Below are 19,400 nucleotides of genomic sequence, written 5' to 3'. Positions count from 1 at the left end.
CGGGGCGGCGATCAGGGGGAATTAGGCGTAGATGACCGCGAACGGAGCAGACGCGCCAGTTGCGTTGGTAACCACGATGTTCTGGCTACCGGCGGTCTTCGCCGGGGTGACAACCGACAGAGTGGTGTCGTTGATGACGACAAAGTCCAGAGCCGCAGTACCGCCGACAGTGACACCGGTCGCGCCAGTGAAGTGCTGACCGGTGAGGATGATGTTGTCCCCACCCGCAATCGCGATGGTGCCGGGCGGTACGTAGGAGGCGATCGTCGGCACCGCGGCGACCGCGGTCCAACCCATAGCCGCAAGCAGACCGGAAACACCGGGACCGCAAATGACATTCTTCAGCGAGTAGCCGAGAGTCGAATCAATCTTGGCCTTAACGGTCATGTTGTAGTCGACCGCCTTTTCCTGCGACCAGGACTGCTCACCAACCTCGGTGATGGTTGCGCGTGGCAGGATCTTCAGAATGTAAACGGCATTCGAACCAGCGCCGTCCACCATGCCGAAAATCATTCGGTAGTAGCGGGTTTCCGGCGAAGTCGGATCGTTGTACTGAATTTCGGAGGTAGTGCCGTCAGCGACGTTCGCCGACAGGTCGATACCCGAATACAGTTCGAGAGTCTTCTTCTTCGTTTCCTGCGCGGTAAACGACACCGACAGGTCCCGAGTCAGGATATCTGTACGGGTTGCTTCAAGAGCACCCCACGACTCGATATCATTGCTCTTGACATCAGGCTTGAACGACGGCGGGGCGTCCTTAGCGATGAGACCAAGGCTGGTGAAGTTGTTCAGCGCCTGGAAATCGGCGGACACACCGGAAGTGAAAGCCGTAGGGATAGCGGTCGTTGGGTCAGCGACGAGAACGAATCCCTTATTCGGGCGCCGAATCAGCTCCGAGTGCCAATTAGCGACCTGCTCATAAGTGACAGCAGCCATGTGGTTTTCCTTTTTTGGGCACACCCAGAAACCCGGCAACCGTCACAGGTTCGGGTGGTGTGAAAGAAGTTGAGAGAGTTAGGCGCGTGGCCTGCGATACGACAACCGGACAGTTGCAGTCACGGCGCGCTGATCACGCTTACGGGGCGGAATGTATTGGCCACCGCCACCAGGGTTTTCCTCGGCTACATCAATCAGATAGCCGCCCGGCTCGGTATTGCCAGCGAACCGGATGCGTTCCTGGCCAGCCGTTTTCAGCAACTTGGATGCGGCGCGTGTTACGGCAACATACTCGACATCGATAATCGGATTGTCCGCAGTGCCGTCTTCACGTCCACCCACACGGGTCACGTAAATATACGGCGGATCGATCTCGTCGGATTCCGCAGTCACCACGGGCGCGATGTCGTCGAGCAGAGCCTTCATAACGTCATCGAATTCAGGGTAAGGAGGTAACGACATAACACCTACCCGTCAATATCCTGAATGAAGTCCCGCATCACATGCTCAGGACGATTCCAGCGTGTACCGCGCTCACGATATTCGGCATAATGCCCGTAGGCGTAGACGTAGCCTTCTAGAACACCGTCTTCACCTGGTTCAACACCCTGCGTCACGTGAGTAGCATTAAAGCCCGTCCGCCAATGGCTTCGCGCGGTCCAACGATCCGCGCCCTGCTCAGCGACTTCCAGCAGAAAATCACTGAGTTCGGAGCTTTCCCGCAAGTACAACTCAAGATCGTTGTCAGCGCCGTCGTACTCCACTACCGCCGTCCTTCGCGATCACAAAACGGACGCCAGTCGAGAACCCGGTAAAAGGGTTAGGGGTTTCACGGACTTGGCCGTCGATGACAAACAGTCGGCCGTTAGGGTGGCGAATCTTGTCGCCCTCCAACACATCAGATCCATGCGGGGCAGTCACCTGGGCCGCCAACATCAAAAGCTCACCCGTGCTGTTGTCCTCGGAGTCGGTCAACCATTTAAGATCACACGGGCCGATAGTGTGGGTTGCGACAGAACCATTGACCGGGTCGCCCTCCCAGTTCAGGGCGGCACCCCGCTCCACCGTCAGCATGACTCCAGCCGGGTATCTGCGGCGCGCGTAGTTCACCATGTGTTCGGCCTGGTGGACGCGAGTCCAGCGTTGCGAAGAATCAGCAGCGCGGCCGAAGAAAGCCGTGAAACCGACGCTTCGACCTCTTCCCGTTTGACCGCATCACCGTAAGTAACGCTGCCGCCATCCGCACTCTCGGAAGCAATCCCGATCTCACGGCCGATAGAACCGGCAGCCGGGTCGACTCCCGCGAGCACCCACATGGCGGCCTGCGCGCACGTCGCATGTCGCATCGCCTCGGCAATGTCGAGGTCGATCGGCAGCCCGGACGGGTACGTGTCGTACAAATCCAGGCGTGTCGCGTTCCGGACAAGCTGAGACGCGAACCGAATATTTTGGCGCGCAACGGCTTCCGGAGGTGCCTCAGTCAGCCAGCCGTCCATCAGATCATCAGGCACGGCATAGGTCAGCACAGCGCGTTACTCGCCTTCCGCAGCCTGGATAGCCTTAGCGGGAGCCTTCTTCGCTGGCGCCTTCTTCGCGGCGGGCTTCGCCTCGGGTGTATGCGCTGGCTCAGCTGCGGGAGCAGGCTCCGGCGCGACGACCGGTTCAGGCTTGGCCTTCGGTGCGGGCGCTGGGACCTCAGTCCAGTAGGCCCACTCCAGCAGATCGGGCCGCGGCTCCTGTGATTCGATAACCCAAGTCGGGTCATGCAGATACTGGTAGTAGTGCAAAGTTAACTCGCATTCGAGGTGGCAGTTCGGGCGCACCAAACGATTGGATGCGCCCGAACTGTGAGATCAGACTTCCCAGAACACGCCCAGGGCGATCTGTTCGACCACTTCTTTGGCGCTATCGGCGTCGGCGTAGGTGGTCGACCCCGTGATGGCGTTGGGCGAACCGCCATCAACAACGACGGTGACCGTGTAGCCGCTACCGGTGTTCGCGTAGTGCACGGTCACGATATGGTCAGTGTTCACGACGATGGGCGAAGGCGCAGCCTTGATCCGGATCCAACTCACGGTTACTGCTTCAGGGCGCCACGCAGCAGCACACCGCGGTTGGCGTCGAGAACCTTGGTGCCGAACAGGATGTCGAGCGAGATGATGTCGCTCTTCTTGTTCATGTCGTACTGCTTCACCAGGCGCAGCGACAAGCCCTTGTAGGACTCGATAGCCGCCCAGGTGTTATCGGTCGGCAGGTCCAGAGTCGCCGACGCAAACGCAGTCGAAGACCGGTGGTAAGCCAAGCCGACCTCAGTGGTCGGCTGACCGGTCGCCGGGGTGTCCGCAGCCTGCACGATGTTCTGGGTCATGTACGGGTCAAAGCCGAGCAGGCGACGACCGAGGTAGCCTTCGCGCAACACATCAGTCGAGCCGGAGTGCTCGGCGAACTTCAGCCAGTCAGTGGCCTGCCACTTGGCGCGAGCGGACGGACCGATCACGGCAGACCGCTCACTGGCAGGAACATTCTTGATGTTCAGCAGCCGATCGGCTTCGATCAAAACCTCAGGCTTGTCCCACGTATTGGTGCCGGTGTCGCCTGCGACCTGCGTGAAACCGCTAGCGCCCTTCATGGTCGCGATGATCGCGCGGTCAACCGACTGAGCCAGAGCTTCCGCAGCAGGCATCAGGAACTGCTGATCGAAGTCCTCAAGACGCAAGGTCAGATCCTGGACGCTGATCGCGAAGCTGACGTCCTTGTGGGTGTCGAGAGTGACATCCACGCTGGTCTCAGTCGCGTTCTGCAAAGTGATCGACGGCGACGCCGGATTGAAGTCGTTGGCGACGAAAGTCGTAGGCTTACGGATCTTCACCGTCGCGCCGATCTTGCGACCGGTCCATTCCTGCGAGACATCGGTGTACACGGTCGGGACCATGCACAGGTTCTCGTACAGATTCGCCAGAGCCTGGCGGGCGATCACCGAAGGGGTGAGGAGAGTGTTAGCCATAAGAGTTGGCTCCTAAAGAAGGATTCAGATCCTGTCGCCACGGCCGCGTCGTTCGCGCCGTTCACGAATCAGGTCTTCAACGGATTTCGGCGAATTCGGCTTAGGAGCCGCATTGCCGTTCGAGAGATCTCCGCCGCTTCGAGGAGCCGACACCCGGTCGACTGTTTTCTTCAGCTTCGGATTGTTTTCGACTGCCGCAGAAACGATCGCTTCCACCTGGGATGCGAAATCGTCGGCAGCCGGGTCAAGGTTTATCAACGCACCCGTACCAGCGAGATACGGTTCGAGAATGTCTATGTCGCCGTCACACTTTCCGGCAGCGGCATTGAGTGCCTTTTCGACACGAAGCGCCCGCAATTCGGAAGCGACGCTGTCACGTTCGCTCGACAATTGGGCTTCCCGGTCCTGTGCCTGCTTGAGCAGTTCAGCCGGGTCAGGTGCGACGTCGTCTTTGATCAGGCCGAGAGCACGACCGATCTGTTCAGACAATTCGCGAGTCGCTTTCTCGGCCGCCTCCTGGGCTGCCTGAGTCGCTGCTTCCTTGCCCTTCACACGGGCGGCAGCGGCTTCGTCGCGAAGCTTCCTCACATAGGCTTCGTCATAGGTTTTTGCAGGCTTTTCCGATTCCTTTTCGGAATCGGTCGCCTTCTCGGTTTCGGTGCCCTGTACATCGGCACCGCTTACCGCGGTATCCGCCGTTTCAGTCGACGTCGTATCGACATCATTGACGGCGCTATCTTCAGTTGTGCTGTTTTCCTGGGGGGTGGCTTCGTCGGCCATGAATGTGCCTCCTGGACACTGAGAAACACCCAGACGGCAACCTGGCCAGAAAGGGTGCGAAATGACGAAACCCCCGCGGCAAGAAAGCCAGACCGGGGGTCAAATACCCGCGAAAGCGGGAAGAATAAGGGAGCGGATCAAGCCGCTAGTTGCGCGGCACCGTCACCCATTTGAGCGGCGGAATCTCCACTATCGCCCTGAAGATCACTGTGCGCGTCCGGCTGGAGGTTCGCACTCGCGTTGTCGAAACTGCCGCCAGGCGCGGCAGGGGCAGCCATCGAAGCGGCTTCTTCCTTGATGCGGGCGACCTCTTCGTCGACCTCGTCGGACGACCACGTCGGATGGAACTCGCGCACGGCTTCTTCGGTCGACATCGCTTGCGCGGCACGAAGATTCTGGATCGCGATAGAAGTTTGAACCGGGTCCTGATCGACGCGCGGCGGGAACTGCATCTCCGGATTGGCCTTGATGCCGTAGCTACCGCCATACACGGCCTCATCGAGTTCGAGCATTGTGCGGGCAAGCGGAGCCATCGAAGACGCCCAGTACAGTGCCTTCTTCGCGCGAGTCTGATTCGACAGGCTCTTGCGGGCGGATACCTCGGTCGCGGTCATCGCGCCCGACAACTGGTCATCACCGAAATCGCCAGTGCTGTAGCCCGCACCAACAAGAATGCGGTTCAGCAAGGCTGCGCAGGTCGCTTGGTGCTCGGCATGGCGGATCGCGAACTGTTGTGCCTGTACGAGGTGAGATCCCTTGTCGTCGTTCAACGAACCGGACTGGTCACTCGGAACAGGCGTAAAGATCTCCTGCTCAGGATCCCAAGACGCGCCACTGCCAGGACCGTTGTCCTCCAACAGCGCTTGCGCCACAAACAAGCGGGCCTTCGCCAAGTCCAGGTCACGCATCCACGACGACCACGACTCGTCCAACTGGTCGAACAGCGACTCCAAACCCTCGAAGTCACTGCGCCCCAACGGACTCAAACCAGGGACGTTGCGCCACTTCCGGGCCGGTCGAACATTCGGCACATAGCAGGCGGTCAAACCCTTGACCTTGGTGTCGATGGCCGAGTTCTCGTCGTCAACCAGATCGGCAGCCCATTCAGTAGCGGGCAGCGAATTCAATGGCATCAACCGGCCGATAGTGCCGCGGTCACCCAGATAGAGGGCGTGTTCGATCTTGCCGGGTGAGTGGTGCTCCAGGTGCCGCCAGACCCCCGCCTTGTCTTCCTGCACGACAGTCCAAAAAGTGACCTCAGCCAGCTTGCCGTACTTCCACACCGGGACAGCCGCATCAGGCGCGACAACACCGAGCATCACCTTGTCGGAAACGGATTCGTCCCACCACAGCCGCAGATAGACACCGCCCAACGCGGATTGAATCTCGGCGGCCTCCAGCAAGGTCGCGACAACGTCAGCGCCTTCAAGCAACTGGTTCAAACGATCCTGCGCTGCAACCAGATTCGTCGCGTCGCCCTCGTTCAACACCCACGCCGGGGGCTGACCGAACAACAGGTCCGCGCTCGTACGCGCGACATCCGCAGGCGCCGGAACGTGAATACGCTTCGTCTGCTGCCTCGATGGTCTTCCCCAGAAGAAGCGGGCGAAGCGACCCACCAGCCCCCCGCGGTACTGCGACGGCCGGTTCGGCGGTATGCCGTCACGCCACAGCCCGTACAAAACAGCGAGGGCGTCAGTGTTGCCTTCGAGCCACGCCGAATACAACTCGTACTGTTCCTGAGCTTCGTCGAACGGTTTCGGCGGAAACTCGCCCTTGAACTCGGGCAGCGCCATGCCACCTCCAAGAGTGCACGCGCTAAACCCGTTGCAGCGCTGTAGAATTCAGAAAGACTAAACGAGGCTCATGCTGGAAACTTCGCCAGCGCGAGTGAGATAGATGAGACCACCGCGCTTCGCTTCAGCGCCGGTCAGGTCTCGGTAGTAGTTGCTTCCGCCGTCGAAGGTGGGGCTGCATATGCGGGTGCGGGTCTTCGCGGTTTCGACAGCCCACGTGTGATAGTGGCCGTGCGCTAGCACGTGCGCGCCCGCAGGGTTCTGCTGATGGAACGCTTGATCAGACCACCAGGTGAACGCGTTGCTTTGCTTCGCGCTGCCGCCACCACGCCACTGATGCCCGTGGGCGATCGTGAACACAGTGTCACCGCGGGCGACGGTCATGAACCCCTGCTCAGGGTCAGGCACTTCTACCGTCACGTGACCGAACGCGGCCTCGTTCATCTTCAACGCGTCAGCGACGCTGATCGCGCACTCGGTGGCCCACCCATCGCCAGGGTTCGTGTTCTGGAAACGTTGGGCCTGATCGTGATTGCCGTTGACTGCCGACAACCACACCCGATCCGTCAATGGTGCGAATCGCTCCACCGTGTGCAGCATCAAGCGCCGCAGGATCCGGGTTTGTGCTGTGACGCCGTATTCGGTGCGCCACATGTTACGGCCGTCCTGCGACTGGTTCCCCTCAATGCAATCACCGGGGAACATGACGTGCACGCCAGCGATGCCGTGGCGGGCGAGCGAGCGGTATTCGTCGACGGCCCGATCGACGGTTTCCAAGAACTTGTCGACGATCGATTCAGTACCGCCGTTGTCAACCTTCGCGATCTGGAGATCCGAGCACTGAAGGTTGAACACATGCGGGCCGCTGGCTGTAACAGGCTGGTGTGCGGTCCATTTGTCGACACGCGCAATCAGTTCATCGATGTCGGTTTTCTTGCCGCGGGGCGCGATTCGGAAGCGGTAGGCAGCTAGCCAGCGCTCATCGTATGTCTGCCATCGAGAGATGCGCGGACTACCGACGATCTGAACTTCATCCGGGTCATAGCCGAACTGCCGCAACAGATCCACGAAGGACGCAGGCGGTTCATCGAGCGGGCCGGTCTGAATGTAGCCGCCCGCTTGAGAATCGAATTCAGTCCGCGGTCGGTACTCGGATTCAGTAGCCGTGGGCTGCTTCGTTAGGTCGTCAGCGAGGCTCACGCGGCGCACTCCCCTACCGTGTAGCAGGTGCATCGTCGTGTGCAGTGTCGCCGGAAAGTGGTTTCGCCGCCCTGGAATCCGTTTTTCAACGCCGTCCGCCACAACACGGCTGCGTGCCCACCGTCTGCAAGGAATGCGTCGAAGGCTGCCTTGTCTCGGTCGGGCAGTGATGCCACCCATATACCGATTTGGCATGGTTTCGGCGCATTCTTTTGGCGGGCAAGTTCTTGCACGTCATCGGCGAGGGACATTAACGCCTCCTGATCATTGTGTTCGATAATGATCATATCGGCGTTGGCAAACCCAACTTTTCTATCGATCAGGCATCTACGAGTTCAGGATTCGATTGACTGGCCAGCTTTACCCGTCTCCGCCACTTACGTTCAGTCGAAAGCAACGTATATCTAAGACTGTCGACGCCATGATCGTTCAGCTTAATCGGCTGGTCTTTGCCCTCGTCGGTGGCTTTCGTGTCCCAGCAATAGCCTGGTATCTCTTTGATGAGTTCCGGGCAGCGGTCAGAGATTTTCAACTTGTCGACGCTCAATAGTGCCGACACTGTGCGGATTCCGTACAGAACGTCGTTCTGTGCGGGGATCGTGCTCAGGCTGTCTTGCTTCAGTTGTACGCGGAAGTCTGCGGCAGCGGGGTCGACGGCCACTGGGCATGTGATGCGTGGCGGGTTGTCAGGGTCGTCCGATGGATGATGCGGGCTGGCGAGCCATTCCCGGAGCCCTTCGGACAACTGCACGTTCGTCTTCCGGGCTTCCCGGTTCGACGGCGTGTACCGCCATTCGTCCATCGCATACAGGACGTTGTCGACACCGAGGCCAGCCATGATCGCATGCGTCGGGTTGGTGGTGCCGTGGTCGACGCCCACACCGATAAGCCATTGCATATCAGGCAGATCGGACCATGGAACAACATGCCGGTCTGGGTCGAAGCAGTCGTAGACGGCGCCATCGGCGGCTACCCATGCGCCGTTGATGTTGCGCAGGTAGAACAGTCCGGAGAACTCGGCTTTGATCGCGGCAACATACTCGGGCGACAACGATGGGTTGTCGTCGAGTGTGAAATGCCATGCACACAGGTCGAGTTCATGCTGACGGTCAATGTAATTGACCTTCAGATAGTGTGCGGGACTATCCGGGTTCGTTGTCGCGAAGCACCGTGCACCTGGCACCGAAAGGCGGGCAAGTAGCTGCGTCCAAAATGACTCAGGCAGAAGCGTCGCCTCATCGACGAGCGCCAAACAAGCCGTGAGTCCGCGAAGCTTCCCCTCAGCCCGTACATCCGCTGCACCTATCAAATGCACAGTCCGGCCGAGAATGACCGCGATATTCGAACCGCGGGTGTGGTGCACTTCGCTCGCCCAGGGACCGAATACCGCTGGGTCCTGCATCGGTTCGATAATGTTGCGTTCGATCGTTTGCAGGGTGCGCCCGCAAATCAGGATCAGACCGCTATCGGGGGCTTCGAGTACAGCACCGTAGAACGCGAGGATTGATGCGATCGTTTTGCCGGATCGGACGGCGCCGGACCAAATGGTGATGCGATGCCTGCGGGATTCGACAATCGAGGCGATCTGCTTCCGCGACAGCGGTAGCGTGTCGAGGTTCACTCCTCAGCGTCCGGGTCGGTCTGCTCAGTCTCGGCTGTGTTGGCGGCGTCATATACCTGGTCCAACGCAGTGAAGAACCGGCCGATCATCGACGACGTTTCAGAACTGATGCCGCCCTTGGCGTCCGCGATGGCCTTCAGTTCGGCAGCCTTGTAGGTGCCGGTCAGTTTCGCCCGCTGCTCCATAATCGCTAGAGCGCGGTCGATCTTCCAGGTTTGCCCGCGGCGTTCCTCATCGGATGCCGGATCAACGATCTGTTCCCAGATCGCGGCCCACATCGCGTCGAGCCGCTGGAGTTCGAGTTCGAGGTATTCTTGCGCGTTCTCGCGGGTGATGTCCGCGATTGCCTCTTTGATGTACAGGGAGACGGACTGTTTACTCCACCCGGTTTCCGCAGCGATCTGTGCCTGCGTTTTGCCTGCGAGCCGCATTTCGAGCGCTGTATTGCGCTTGCGTTGCGTCTCAGCGAGCTTTTCCGGGGAGTGGGTTCGTTTGCGTGCCATATGGGGGACCTCCAAGAGCGCGTGGGGCTCCTGGCCGGTCCGCGTTCATGTGGTGGGGACGGCTGACACCTGGTCTAGCCGGGACAGGGGTGCGACGTGCGCTGCCCCTCGGGTGATCGGCAATAAGAGCGCCTTGCCGTGGGCGTTTCGAACGACCCAAACGAGTCGTATTACACACTAGACTCTAGTTTACGAGCGCAACTCAGTGTATCGTCGCTTGCATGGAAGACATTGAAGGCAACACTCGGTTGCGGCGCATTGCCGAACTCATCGAGCACTTCACCAGGCAGCGTGACAAGGAGATCTGCGCCATGCGTGGGCAGATCAACCCAGACACCGGCAAGCAATGGACGTGGGATCAGATCGCGGCCGAAGCGGACCTGTCCCGCATGGGCGTCATCAAGATCTACAACCGGACGGCTCCAGCCGACGAGCCAACGCCCGCTTCCCCTTCTGAGTCAGTCCAGGAAGATATGCATACGGATCAAGTCGGGTAGGAAGCATATTCAACAGGTGTCCTGCGGTGATGAGGATCGCGGCGTGCACCAACACTGGGTGGCGCTCCAGCCCGCGATCAACACCTTCAGACAGCAACTGATCTGGCGGGGCAATCAGCTCGGCCGCGATGACCACAACGCCGATGACAGACCAAAGATGCCATGCCTTGATACGGGACCGCACAGTTACTCGCCGTCCGTGTCATCCTCGGCGTGATCGTGCAGACAGTGCACACAGATACTCATCTCACGCTCCCCTTGCGACATAGCCGAGAAGACCGTTGCAGCAACGTCCGCGGTGCTGATCTGCACCGGTTCAGGGGTTTCGATTTCGAGGGTAGGCGGCCACAGACTCAGCCGGAACTTCATGCGCCGCTCTCCATCCGGCTGCCCGCACGGGTCAGTCTTCGTCTTGATATTCGCTGAGGGATTGCTTCAGTTCTTCGAGCCTGTGTGGCCTATACCCTGTCCAGTGGTCGTCTCCAGCAACGACAACTGGCGCCTGTAGGTAGCCGAGGCTCTTGATGTAGCTGAGCGCGTCCGCGTCTTCGCTGACGTCGATCGTCTCGTGCTGGATACCGAGCTGGTCAAGCTTCTTCTTGGTAGCGTCGCATTGGACACAGCGCGGCTTGCAGTAAACAGTTACACCAGTTGGCATTACCGGAACCAAACCCCTGACACGTCGTCACTATAGTGTTGCGAGCTGTAGTCGTAGCGGCCGTGCGCGCCCGTGAGATAGCCGAACCAGCCCGCCTCTTCGTTGCAGATCACGTCGTCGTGGTTGCACACCTGGAGCACCGGGAAGTCGCCGAAATCATCGTCGACGCCCGCGAGAGGGTAGCCAACCAAGGGGGCAAGCGGGTCACCTGAAAGCCCTGCACTACCAGGCCCAGCAACACGTTTCGGATCAGACAGCAAGATCGCATTCGCGTTCTCCACGTCCTGATGCGCTGTCACCCAAGCGTGAATAATGCCAGCACCTTCCGAATGCCCGATCAACGTCACCTGATCATCAGGACACGCATTGCGATGCTGCCAGAACAGGCGATCCAACTCACGCAGACCCGACATCGGGTCAGCCGAGTTGTAGCCAACCGGCTGATCCGCCGCGAGATAAGTGGAGTCCTCACCGAATCCGAACAACCCGATCGCCAGACCACCGACGCCGATAGACCAACTGCCGATGCAGCCATCCGCGCGGGCAGGCGCAGCAGGCGAGACAGTGAAAGCTGTTGCCGCGGCGAAGAGTACGAGCGCGGACAAGGCAACCGATGCGCGAGCACGGAACATGGGCGCCTCCAGGGCGAGGGGAGGTACTGCCCGCCGGACTCCGAGGTAGCGACAACGGTCCGGCGGGCGGGCCACGGCGCCGATGAAGGCTGCCAGCGACCCCGCCACCTGACGCCCTGCAACCGCGGCAAAATGGAACCAGCGGCGGCCCCGACCGAATGGGGCACGAGGGTGGCGGCGAAACTTGATATGATGGCGGCAGAACGCCCCCGATTTACCGTCGCCTCTGCATTGCATGCGACGTCGCCTCTACCGTGCAGGTATGCGGTCGGGGGCTTTCGCCATGATTGCGGTATATGTTCTCTGGGCAGCACCGCCACTACCCATATCTGCGTTACCTCAAGTCACAGAGGTCGCAACTACGCACGCGCGCAGTAAGATGTTTTATCGCGCAGCGGCGATAATGTCGATCAGGGCCTTGATGACGATCAGACCGATACGGCCAATCAGCTCAAATGTGTTGATATCTACGCTTCCCATGGTTTCTCCTATGTTGTTCTGTTGATTGAGTTAGGTGCTGAACGGATTCACTCGCGCCAAAACGCGAACAGCCGCGCAGCCTCGTCGACCCTGCGAATCTCGATTCCGTCCAGGCGTTCAACACGGCGCGAATCGTTCTCATCGGTCGTCAGGTAGGCAGCGCCACCGTTCCGTGCTGTGCCAGACAGGAACTCGGCTGCCGGGTGATCCAACGGCAACCCGTTCTCGAACACCTCGTCCGGGCCGAATACGTGGATGAGGTTGAAATCCTTATCCCACACGCGGGCAAGCTTCGTTGGTGCGGCTTCAACAGCGTTCACGTTCACTACCTCCCACCGCGACGGCGGTGCTGTTTCGATCCGGGGTAATAGCCGAAATGCATGAAGAAGTACTCTGTGGCTAGGCCGTTGGCCTTGCCGATCGACATATGCTGGAGCAGTTGACTCCGCAACGCCCGCCACGGCGTCGGGCTATCAGCCCACTTCGCCAAACCAGGACCAGCGAGCCAGTATTCGTTTAGGTCTTTCGACGCACCAACACCAGGGTTCGGGTCAACTGCCATTGCGCCACTCCCCCAACGGATCAGGCGGCAAATCCCACAGCTGATCTGGCCTCGTAGCGATATTCGTCAGCAGGATCTCAATAAACGCAAGCTTTGCGGGACCACACAGGCAACTGCGTGCATGCGCAGAGACCATGCCATCCACCCACACGCGTTGCTCCGCGGTTAGTTGATCAGCCAACGGTGAACCCTCCCTCGCATGGGGTCAGATCAACGCTGCGTTGCCGCCATGGATCACACTCGATCGGGTCCCGGTTGCAGGTGCAGCGCAGGCCATCGTTCGGGCACTGGTCGCCGGGAAACTCCGACTCCTGGTACTCCTCCCGCCACGCCGCAGTCTGCCGCTTCTCACGGGTGCGCTGAGTCTGCTTGTCTGGCTGATAACCGCAGCCGTCCCAACACCCAAAGCACTTCTTCGTTCGACCGGTACCGCGCCCATAGACAGTGGGGCGTCCGCCGCTGTCACCAAGCATCCGCGCCATAGTTCAGAAAGAAAGCCGTGACACCGGAACCGAAATCAGAGCACCACGGCTCGTACGGCACTCCGCATACGGAAACGGCCACTGCCAGCAACGAACCACAGTCACCGGGTCATCATGATCAGGGGCAAACGCCAGCGTGCCAGGAAGAGGAATCACTGAGCCTCGTTGGCCTTCCATTCTCTGGCTGCGGATGTGACATCCCTATACAGCGGGCGCAACGCCTCGTCGACCGCGTCAGCGAATGACGGAATCCCAACAGCCTCAGCGAGGAAGTCACTCGTAGCGCGAACCACGTCACTGACGCCCTCCACGCTGGCAGGAAGGTCGGCAGACGGACTCATTCGATGCTCCTGGAATCAGTAATGCTCAGTAGAAGCGGAATGTCGATCGAGCACGATCGGGTCGCCGATCACGGCGCCGTCCTCGTCACGCTCCGCCCAGAACAACGCTGGGGACTCATCGGCATCAAGCCAAAGAATCCACCGCGAGCCGTCCTTCCGGACACCTTCAACAAGCCCCGACCAGTCGCTTGTGATGGACGGGTGGCTGTAACGTTCGACATTGATATTGCGCATGGGGATGCTCCACAGTTCGTAGGAACCGGAACATCCATCCGGGTTGAGGAAGTAACGGGATTCGAACCCGCTCCGTCTGCTTGGAAGGCAGAAATGCTAGCCAATTGACAACATACTTCCGAAAGCCCGCCGAAGTAAGGAAGCCGAAGCTCTAGCCTTGGCGGGAATCGCTGTCGGTCCAGCAAGATTTGAACTTGCGGCCTCCGCGTTATCAGCGCGGCGCTCTCACCACTGAGCTACAGACCGTGCCGCGGTGACGTGTGGCTGCCGTAGCTACACCACGCGCCGTGAAGGCCGCCGAACGTGAGCCGGGGGGACCTTCTACTGTTACCACAGAAACCTCACGCAGGGCCTATCAAATCCGGGCGGCGATACCCTTTACGCCGGACATCTGTTTTCGCGTGAGGAAGTTAGTTGGTGGGGAGTTTCCTACGCTCCGACCGGGGCACGGGCCGTAAGGCTATGTAATCCCGGTGCTGCGACTTTCCCGCTAAGGATCGGTTTCCACCCGCTAAGGCTTCCCGTACCAGCCACTCGGCCGTCAGGTTCCCGACATCGCACACATTCGCGGCCCGACCACGCGATAGCCGCTCACTCTGTCACCACCAGCGCAGCTAGCTAGGCCGCGCTTTGCTTCTCGTGCGGGATTTGAACCCGCATCTCCCACGTCTGGCGCTCGTTCCGTTGAGCTAACGAGAAACCTTATTCAGTTATTGGCGGATTACCTGGGCCGATCCACTTAAGGAGAGCGATGCAGCACCGCAGGCTTTCAGGTCAATGTTACCGCCGTCTACCCAACCAAGCCGGGTCGCCGACCGGATTTTGGGTATGAAGAAGATGAGTCGATTTAATCATATTCCCCTGCCGCCGTCTAACCAATTTGGCAATTTCAATCGGTTAAATATCCAAAACTCGGGGCAATTACCCGATTTACCTGCGGAAATATTTGTTTTGTGAATTACATCACATCGCACACAATGCAACGCCATCAGGCAACCTCAGCCGCAATAGCCGCATAACCAGCAATGTCGACGCACGAATCTTGCTTGTGCCCCGCGGCTTCTCTCGCGACTTTGACGAGCACCATCATCAACGCCACATCGCGCGGTGCGAGCGGATCATGCGGGCCGAGCGCGTCAGTCAGGTACCGGTTCCAATAGTCGGCTATCCGCTGGAGGTTTTCGCCGGGATGCCCGTACTGCTCTTCACGGTCACCGCACACGAGGGTTTCGGCTTCACGCAAGACTTGCGCACGAACAGGCAGTGGAGCTGACGCCTTGATATCGGCAACCAGCTTGTGAGCGTATTCCGGGTCCAGAATGTCTGCCATTATGCCGCCTCACGTTCAGCCTCGATCATCCCACCGAGGTACTCATCAATATCGGCATAGCTCCACTGCCGATGATGTGTCGTCTTATCAGCGAGGATGAATGTGCCGTTCTTTTCTTGGTCGTTGTAGTCGGTCGCCCAGTTGACGCCGATCTCGTGCAACATGTCATGCATCGCGGCACGAATCTTGCCGAACAGCTGCTTGTGCGAGAAGTGGGCGCGAGCAACCATCTGAAGACTGTTGCGTGTCCAGTCCTGTTGGCGCCACACGAACACATTCGGCACATCCGCACGCGGTACCACGAAAGCCCGCGAATCGAACGCAGCCGGGCCAGGATCGTTGTGCATCGCGAGATTGAAATAGCCCGTGAACAGCGACGCCGACAACGACACCAGCTTGTTGACCTCGTACCCGAACCAGCCCGCCGTGTCATGGGTGTCGAAATCGGTGAGCAGGAACGTGGCCTCATCCGACTGCACGTAGCCGAGCTTGAAACCCTGCATCTCCCGCGCGGTAGCTACTGCCGCGTACACCATGCGGTTCATGAGCACGTAGTCGAACGGACGCTTCATCCCCCGTGTGTAGGTGTGGAACGCGCGGCCGTCGACACGGATGATGACCGGTGAATTCGGTGTCAACCTGTACTGCGAGGCTGCTTCGTACGCTTTCATACGATCAGCGAGACTCATGCCGCTGCCTTCCTGATTGGTTTGCGGGTGCCTTGTTTCTCCCGCACTGCGCCAACACCACGCGGACCGTAGAATTCGGCTCGTGTCACTTCACCTGACCGCACTTCGTCCGCCAAATGCCCACCGTGATAAGCGCCCCCGAAATGAGGGCACGGATAGCCTTGGATATTCTCGTTCGGGAACCGGCGACGACACGCATTCTTCGCGGCCTTCCGGGTGCGGAACAGATGTTTCTGGCAGTGCTGGCACCAACCGAGCGAAGGATTCAACTTCATGCCGCCTCACCTTCGATAAGGACTGCGGTTAGCGCCTGTTCATTCGGACGCCACGGAGCTGGTTTGAGGAGAAGATACGTCCAGGTGCCGTTGGAGCAGTGGAGGGTGAACGTGTCTCCGTCTCGGGTCAGGAATTCAGGATCGGAGTCGCGCAGGAATTCGAGGGTGACCGGAATCCTGCATTGCGGATTGACGCATTCGATGTCGACACCGCCATCCTCGCGCCGATGCTCCCGGAAATATATGACGCTCACGCCGCCTCCCGGCCATGCACTCGATCCAGGTAGGCTCGCGCCTCCTCACCTACCAGGCCAGTACGTGCCGCCGACTGCTCCGCCCGCTCATACCAAGACGGCAGGCGTCCACAATTCCCAGGCCGGACAGCACGCCCGCACAAGCAGAACGTGGCATCCGCCAGGTTGTTGTAGAGCCGTCCCTCATGCCGGGCTTCGATGCACCGATACCGGGTCTCAATCTCCCAGGCCAATGGCAGATGGGATAAACCGATCCGTCGCTGACGAAACACCGGTCGGCCAGCCGCCAACTCTTCACGCACTGTCATGCCGCCGCGCTCCAACCGTGTGCAGAGAGAACGCCAGCGATATCGGGAGCCCGCCAGCCGGTCGGCTTCATGATCTTGTTGGTTTGCGGGTGCCGAATCACCTTGCCGTCAACCAGTTTCGCGAGGTTCGACCGTTGAACTTCCGCCCACGTGGACATCAGTGGGATACGCAGCATCAACGCCAGTTCACTCAGCAGGTACATGAGCTGATGCCCAGTCACGTCGACGTCGATCAGGTTCCGGGACCACATGGCGTCGAACAGTTGCTCGTGCCGGTCACGCAGGTTGCCCATGATGCTGGGGTTGAAGTGGATCCAGGTCGGTGGCTCGATCGGTTCGCGCAACAGGTCATTGATGTAGGTGCGCGCCAGGCCGAGACGGAGCAGCAGACCCGATGTGACGTACATTCCGTCTGCGATCGCGTCGGCCACCTCGATCATGTCGAACCGATGGATAGCGAGCTTCAGTTCCTCGAACTCTTCGTCGATCAAGTCGACGGCGAGCTGAAGTTCGTTGTCGGGCACCCAACCTGGTGTCGGCCGCATCCTCACACCAACGGCGTCATTCCAGGCCGCGACATCAGACCACAGCGTCACTCTGCTACCTCTTCCGACAGATCATCATCTAAATACGTCATTGCCCGCAGAACCGCCTGATGCAGGTGACCGAGCAACATGCGCGCACGCAACACATCCCCACACAGCCAGGCAGATTCGATATCGGCGCCGAGACTGGCTATCTCGGACGGGCACCACTGGTCAGAAGTCGTCATGGTCTGGTTTCCCCAGTCGCATCAGCGGAAGATTCATGCGAGCCCATGCCCGGCAGACGCTCAGGCGATCATCGAAGACACCGAGGACATGGAACCGGTAGCGGATGTGCTCGTCGAAGATCTCTGTCTTCATCTTGTAGTCCGGGCGCCCATCACCGGTCCGCCGCATATGCAGCTCCGTGAACGGGACACCGTTCGCACGTAACCAGTTGGCGGTCTCATCCCGGCAGTCGTCGGTTCGCCCAGACAGGACGATGATCGCCGCATCCGCCGCAAGCTTCTGCAACACCATCACCGTATGAGCAATCGGGGTGTCCTCATGGACGCGCGTGTAGTCATAGATGTCACGCGTAGGCGACTTCTCCGCGAGCGTCCCGTCAACATCCGCGATCCACGCTCGCGACAACGACTCATCCGGCACATAAGGCTCCGGATAGAAGAACAGATCCGGTGACGGTTCGATCTTCGGCCATGTCTTGCGCGGGAACCTGCGCGCGGTCTCGCGTATGACCTGCTCCCCCACCATGCGCCCACCAGCTGCACCGCGGGCAGCGTCGCGACGTACGCACTCGTCGACTGGCACGTCGAAATCGATGACTTCGAAGTCGGCGCCGTTCAACGCTGCGAAGTCAGCCCAGCCTTGCGCCCACTTCTTACGAAGGTTTAGGGCATCTACGAAGATGTCATAGCCAGAGTCGAGCAGCGCTTTCGCTTGTGCTCGTTCGGCTTTCGAGATGATCTCTTCTTGCTGGAAGGTGAGCCGCCCCGACTCGCCGAACAGGTGCAGGCGCAAATGGTCACGTGACACGCACGCGAGGAGCGGGTTCTTGCGACGCCTGTCCGCGCACTCTTCGGACTTGCCAGAGCCTTGATAGCCCCTCGCCAGGTATATCGTTGGGCGGTGCGGAGGCTCGATGATCTCGATTGGGTCGATGCTCACGCTGCCGCCTCGTCGTCCTGGTTCCACATGCGCGTGTCGCCTTCGGGACGAATCTGCTTCCAAATCTCCTGCTCAAGTTGGTGCATCGGGAACAGAACGTTCTTCATGTCGTCTGGCTGGTCAGCGATGCTGAGCGCGAACTCTTTCCGTGCTTCCGAGCGTGGAAGACCGGGGGTGCCGATGATGTCTCGGCGAATGATTTGGGCCGCGCTGAGGATGTCGCTGTGCCGCATGTGGAGGGTGCTCCACACGCTGCGTACCCAGCCGTGGAATTCGTCCGGTAGATCACTAACCAGTTCCCGCAGTGAACGACCCGCGGCTGCGTGCTCCCACACGACTCGTTCGGACAGGCCGGTGACGATGTGGTGCAGGCGGACATACTCCGCGAGTTTCGTTTTTACACGCAGGTCAGAGCCGTCGAGGAAGCGGATCACGAACCCTTCAGCGTTGTCGCGCACCGGGGCGGCGAGAGCTTCGCGGAGGGTAGCGTACTGGAACTGTCGCACCTTCCCGCCAGGCCAGTCGAGGTCGCGGGCAGGAATGAATTCACCGGTCTCGGTACGGATGCCACCAAGCAATACCAGGTCCGACCAGCCGTAGTTAACGACGATCCGATTGCGAGGGAAAATGATCTCGCAGAGATAGGTCAGGTCTGGCCGTGGTGTGAACACGGGAGCGTAGTTGTAGCGGTAGAACTCGGTAGCCCAGACCGCTTGTTCAGAGGTGAAGCTCCCTCGCGTGGCGATTGCCATGCCGTACGGAGTGGGGTAACCGATACCAAGCGACCCGTCCAGCTTGTCCGTGACCTCTACGGGCGCATCGAGATCCAGCGGGGGCAGGTTCTCGCCCTGGTGTTCGGAGTCGTTGAAGAACTTCCGAAAGGGCCGCGCAAGCACGGTGCCGTTCTGGTCGATGATCAGCCCGCGACACTGCAATGTTGCTTCGTTCCACACGCGGTCGTACTGCGCCTGGTCGGTGTAGTTGAGGATCCGGTACGGGTAGTTGGGGTGTGTCTGCACCCGCACATAACCCTGTTCGATCATGTCGGACAGCAGCGTCGGGTCTATCAGCTGCTCAATGTGGACCATGCGATGAGATTACACCGC

26 protein-coding genes and 3 tRNA genes are annotated in these 19,400 nt (G+C 59.8%); 1 reads left to right on the top strand and 28 read right to left on the bottom strand.

Annotated features, from left to right (window positions below; all coding sequences use genetic code 11):
- Positions 1–21: 21 nt before the first annotated feature.
- The 12 genes from AB0J29_RS19600 to AB0J29_RS19545 all read right to left on the bottom strand — a co-directional run bounded on the left by AB0J29_RS19600 (position 22) and on the right by AB0J29_RS19545 (position 9,840).
- Entirely contained in the window at positions 22–936 is a 915-nt protein-coding gene (locus AB0J29_RS19600; RefSeq protein WP_364787709.1) for an IPT/TIG domain-containing protein, read from the bottom strand.
- 78 nt (positions 937–1,014) lie between these two features.
- The gene (locus AB0J29_RS19595; protein ID WP_364787706.1) at positions 1,015–1,362 is read right to left on the bottom strand and encodes a hypothetical protein; all 348 of its coding nucleotides are present in this window, start codon (positions 1,360–1,362) and stop codon (positions 1,015–1,017) included.
- A 41-nt stretch (positions 1,363–1,403) separates the two neighbouring features.
- Positions 1,404–1,700: a hypothetical protein gene (locus AB0J29_RS19590; RefSeq protein WP_364787703.1), complete on the bottom strand. Its 297-nt coding sequence runs from the start codon at positions 1,698–1,700 to the stop codon at positions 1,404–1,406.
- Entirely contained in the window at positions 1,681–2,010 is a 330-nt protein-coding gene (locus AB0J29_RS19585; RefSeq protein WP_364787700.1) for a hypothetical protein, read from the bottom strand. Before AB0J29_RS19585 ends, AB0J29_RS19590 begins: the two co-directional genes overlap by 20 nt.
- Positions 2,011–2,042: 32 nt before the next feature.
- A complete protein-coding gene (locus AB0J29_RS19580; RefSeq protein ID WP_364787698.1) occupies positions 2,043–2,462 on the bottom strand; it encodes a hypothetical protein in 420 nt (139 codons plus the stop codon).
- Positions 2,463–2,789: 327 nt separating this feature from the next.
- Positions 2,790–3,011, bottom strand: coding sequence for a hypothetical protein (locus tag AB0J29_RS19575; protein WP_364787695.1), 222 nt, complete (start codon positions 3,009–3,011; stop codon positions 2,790–2,792).
- Between the two features lie 2 nt (positions 3,012–3,013).
- The gene (locus AB0J29_RS19570; RefSeq protein WP_364787692.1) at positions 3,014–3,940 is read right to left on the bottom strand and encodes a P22 phage major capsid protein family protein; all 927 of its coding nucleotides are present in this window, start codon (positions 3,938–3,940) and stop codon (positions 3,014–3,016) included.
- A gap of 24 nt (positions 3,941–3,964) precedes the next feature.
- A complete protein-coding gene (locus AB0J29_RS19565) occupies positions 3,965–4,720 on the bottom strand; it encodes a hypothetical protein (protein ID WP_364787689.1) in 756 nt (251 codons plus the stop codon).
- Positions 4,721–4,857: 137 nt separating this feature from the next.
- Positions 4,858–6,516 carry a phage portal protein gene (locus AB0J29_RS19560; protein ID WP_364787686.1) on the bottom strand — a complete coding sequence of 553 codons (1,659 nt, stop codon included), beginning with the start codon at positions 6,514–6,516 and terminating at the stop codon, positions 4,858–4,860.
- 57 nt (positions 6,517–6,573) lie between these two features.
- The gene (locus tag AB0J29_RS19555) at positions 6,574–7,716 is read right to left on the bottom strand and encodes a hypothetical protein (RefSeq protein WP_364787683.1); all 1,143 of its coding nucleotides are present in this window, start codon (positions 7,714–7,716) and stop codon (positions 6,574–6,576) included.
- Positions 7,717–8,035: 319 nt separating this feature from the next.
- A complete protein-coding gene (locus AB0J29_RS19550; protein ID WP_364787680.1) occupies positions 8,036–9,337 on the bottom strand; it encodes a PBSX family phage terminase large subunit in 1,302 nt (433 codons plus the stop codon).
- The gene (locus tag AB0J29_RS19545; protein ID WP_364787677.1) at positions 9,334–9,840 is read right to left on the bottom strand and encodes a hypothetical protein; all 507 of its coding nucleotides are present in this window, start codon (positions 9,838–9,840) and stop codon (positions 9,334–9,336) included. The genes AB0J29_RS19550 and AB0J29_RS19545 overlap by 4 nt, the downstream gene beginning before the upstream one ends.
- Before the next feature lie 221 nt (positions 9,841–10,061).
- Here AB0J29_RS19545 and AB0J29_RS19540 point away from each other — a divergent pair, with 221 nt between their 5' ends.
- Complete coding sequence (locus tag AB0J29_RS19540) at positions 10,062–10,337, top strand: hypothetical protein (protein WP_364787674.1); 276 nt, start codon at positions 10,062–10,064, stop codon at positions 10,335–10,337.
- Between the two features lie 186 nt (positions 10,338–10,523).
- On the opposite strand, the gene AB0J29_RS19535 is transcribed toward AB0J29_RS19540, so the two are convergent.
- The 16 genes from AB0J29_RS19535 to AB0J29_RS19460 form a co-directional block, all read right to left on the bottom strand.
- Positions 10,524–10,706, bottom strand: a complete 183-nt coding sequence (locus tag AB0J29_RS19535; RefSeq protein ID WP_364787671.1) for a hypothetical protein — start codon at positions 10,704–10,706, stop codon at positions 10,524–10,526.
- Positions 10,707–10,737: 31 nt separating this feature from the next.
- Positions 10,738–10,995, bottom strand: coding sequence for a glutaredoxin-like protein NrdH (nrdH, locus tag AB0J29_RS19530; protein ID WP_364787668.1), 258 nt, complete (start codon positions 10,993–10,995; stop codon positions 10,738–10,740).
- Positions 10,995–11,627 (bottom strand): cutinase family protein, encoded by a 633-nt coding sequence (locus AB0J29_RS19525; protein ID WP_364787665.1) that lies wholly within the window; start codon positions 11,625–11,627, stop codon positions 10,995–10,997. Before AB0J29_RS19525 ends, nrdH begins: the two co-directional genes overlap by 1 nt.
- 527 nt (positions 11,628–12,154) lie before the next feature.
- Entirely contained in the window at positions 12,155–12,433 is a 279-nt protein-coding gene (locus AB0J29_RS19520; RefSeq protein WP_364787662.1) for a hypothetical protein, read from the bottom strand.
- A gap of 870 nt (positions 12,434–13,303) precedes the next feature.
- Positions 13,304–13,492, bottom strand: a complete 189-nt coding sequence (locus AB0J29_RS19515; RefSeq protein WP_364787659.1) for a hypothetical protein — start codon at positions 13,490–13,492, stop codon at positions 13,304–13,306.
- 15 nt (positions 13,493–13,507) lie between these two features.
- Positions 13,508–13,726: a hypothetical protein gene (locus tag AB0J29_RS19510; protein ID WP_364787656.1), complete on the bottom strand. Its 219-nt coding sequence runs from the start codon at positions 13,724–13,726 to the stop codon at positions 13,508–13,510.
- A gap of 46 nt (positions 13,727–13,772) precedes the next feature.
- A tRNA-Gly gene (locus AB0J29_RS19505) sits at positions 13,773–13,846 on the bottom strand.
- A 53-nt stretch (positions 13,847–13,899) separates the two neighbouring features.
- Positions 13,900–13,972: transfer RNA gene (locus AB0J29_RS19500), tRNA-Ile, on the bottom strand.
- Between the two features lie 387 nt (positions 13,973–14,359).
- Positions 14,360–14,425: transfer RNA gene (locus AB0J29_RS19495), tRNA-OTHER, on the bottom strand.
- A gap of 289 nt (positions 14,426–14,714) precedes the next feature.
- On the bottom strand, positions 14,715–15,056 hold the full coding sequence (locus AB0J29_RS19490; protein WP_364787653.1) for a DUF6378 domain-containing protein: 342 nt from the start codon (positions 15,054–15,056) through the stop codon (positions 14,715–14,717).
- On the bottom strand, positions 15,056–15,745 hold the full coding sequence (locus tag AB0J29_RS19485) for a tRNA(His) guanylyltransferase Thg1 family protein (protein ID WP_364787650.1): 690 nt from the start codon (positions 15,743–15,745) through the stop codon (positions 15,056–15,058). The genes AB0J29_RS19490 and AB0J29_RS19485 overlap by 1 nt, the downstream gene beginning before the upstream one ends.
- Positions 15,746–16,016: 271 nt before the next feature.
- On the bottom strand, positions 16,017–16,274 hold the full coding sequence (locus AB0J29_RS19480) for a hypothetical protein (protein WP_364787647.1): 258 nt from the start codon (positions 16,272–16,274) through the stop codon (positions 16,017–16,019).
- Between the two features lie 304 nt (positions 16,275–16,578).
- Positions 16,579–17,133: a hypothetical protein gene (locus tag AB0J29_RS19475; RefSeq protein ID WP_364787805.1), complete on the bottom strand. Its 555-nt coding sequence runs from the start codon at positions 17,131–17,133 to the stop codon at positions 16,579–16,581.
- A 41-nt stretch (positions 17,134–17,174) separates the two neighbouring features.
- On the bottom strand, positions 17,175–17,354 hold the full coding sequence (locus tag AB0J29_RS19470) for a hypothetical protein (protein WP_364787644.1): 180 nt from the start codon (positions 17,352–17,354) through the stop codon (positions 17,175–17,177).
- A complete protein-coding gene (locus tag AB0J29_RS19465) occupies positions 17,341–18,294 on the bottom strand; it encodes an AAA family ATPase (protein ID WP_364787641.1) in 954 nt (317 codons plus the stop codon). Before AB0J29_RS19465 ends, AB0J29_RS19470 begins: the two co-directional genes overlap by 14 nt.
- Positions 18,291–19,382 (bottom strand): RNA ligase, encoded by a 1,092-nt coding sequence (locus tag AB0J29_RS19460; protein ID WP_364787638.1) that lies wholly within the window; start codon positions 19,380–19,382, stop codon positions 18,291–18,293. The genes AB0J29_RS19465 and AB0J29_RS19460 overlap by 4 nt, the downstream gene beginning before the upstream one ends.
- Positions 19,383–19,400: the final 18 nt, after the last annotated feature.

The organism is Nocardia sp. NPDC049707, from assembly GCF_040674855.1.
In the GTDB taxonomy this organism is placed as follows: Bacteria; Actinomycetota; Actinomycetes; order Mycobacteriales; family Mycobacteriaceae; genus Nocardia.
Note: the sequence above shows the minus strand (reverse complement) of the source record. Positions and strands in the feature narration are given on the sequence as shown.

Excerpts from the sequence above, each read along its gene's own strand:
- AB0J29_RS19600 (WP_364787709.1), bottom strand. The coding sequence starts at position 936 with ATGGCTGCTGTCACTTATGAGCAGGTCGCTAATTGGCACTCGGAGCTG.
- AB0J29_RS19595 (WP_364787706.1), bottom strand. The coding sequence starts at position 1,362 with ATGAAGGCTCTGCTCGACGACATCGCGCCCGTGGTGACTGCGGAATCC.
- AB0J29_RS19585 (WP_364787700.1), bottom strand. The coding sequence starts at position 2,010 with ATGCTGACGGTGGAGCGGGGTGCCGCCCTGAACTGGGAGGGCGACCCG.
- AB0J29_RS19570 (WP_364787692.1), bottom strand. The coding sequence starts at position 3,940 with ATGGCTAACACTCTCCTCACCCCTTCGGTGATCGCCCGCCAGGCTCTG.
- AB0J29_RS19565 (WP_364787689.1), bottom strand. The coding sequence starts at position 4,720 with ATGGCCGACGAAGCCACCCCCCAGGAAAACAGCACAACTGAAGATAGC.
- AB0J29_RS19560 (WP_364787686.1), bottom strand. The coding sequence starts at position 6,516 with ATGGCGCTGCCCGAGTTCAAGGGCGAGTTTCCGCCGAAACCGTTCGAC.
- AB0J29_RS19545 (WP_364787677.1), bottom strand. The coding sequence starts at position 9,840 with ATGGCACGCAAACGAACCCACTCCCCGGAAAAGCTCGCTGAGACGCAA.
- AB0J29_RS19540 (WP_364787674.1), top strand. The coding sequence starts at position 10,062 with ATGGAAGACATTGAAGGCAACACTCGGTTGCGGCGCATTGCCGAACTC.
- AB0J29_RS19535 (WP_364787671.1), bottom strand. The coding sequence starts at position 10,706 with ATGAAGTTCCGGCTGAGTCTGTGGCCGCCTACCCTCGAAATCGAAACC.
- nrdH (WP_364787668.1), bottom strand. The coding sequence starts at position 10,995 with ATGCCAACTGGTGTAACTGTTTACTGCAAGCCGCGCTGTGTCCAATGC.
- AB0J29_RS19525 (WP_364787665.1), bottom strand. The coding sequence starts at position 11,627 with ATGTTCCGTGCTCGCGCATCGGTTGCCTTGTCCGCGCTCGTACTCTTC.
- AB0J29_RS19515 (WP_364787659.1), bottom strand. The coding sequence starts at position 13,492 with ATGAGTCCGTCTGCCGACCTTCCTGCCAGCGTGGAGGGCGTCAGTGAC.
- AB0J29_RS19510 (WP_364787656.1), bottom strand. The coding sequence starts at position 13,726 with ATGCGCAATATCAATGTCGAACGTTACAGCCACCCGTCCATCACAAGC.
- AB0J29_RS19490 (WP_364787653.1), bottom strand. The coding sequence starts at position 15,056 with ATGGCAGACATTCTGGACCCGGAATACGCTCACAAGCTGGTTGCCGAT.
- AB0J29_RS19485 (WP_364787650.1), bottom strand. The coding sequence starts at position 15,745 with ATGAGTCTCGCTGATCGTATGAAAGCGTACGAAGCAGCCTCGCAGTAC.
- AB0J29_RS19470 (WP_364787644.1), bottom strand. The coding sequence starts at position 17,354 with ATGACGACTTCTGACCAGTGGTGCCCGTCCGAGATAGCCAGTCTCGGC.
- AB0J29_RS19460 (WP_364787638.1), bottom strand. The coding sequence starts at position 19,382 with ATGGTCCACATTGAGCAGCTGATAGACCCGACGCTGCTGTCCGACATG.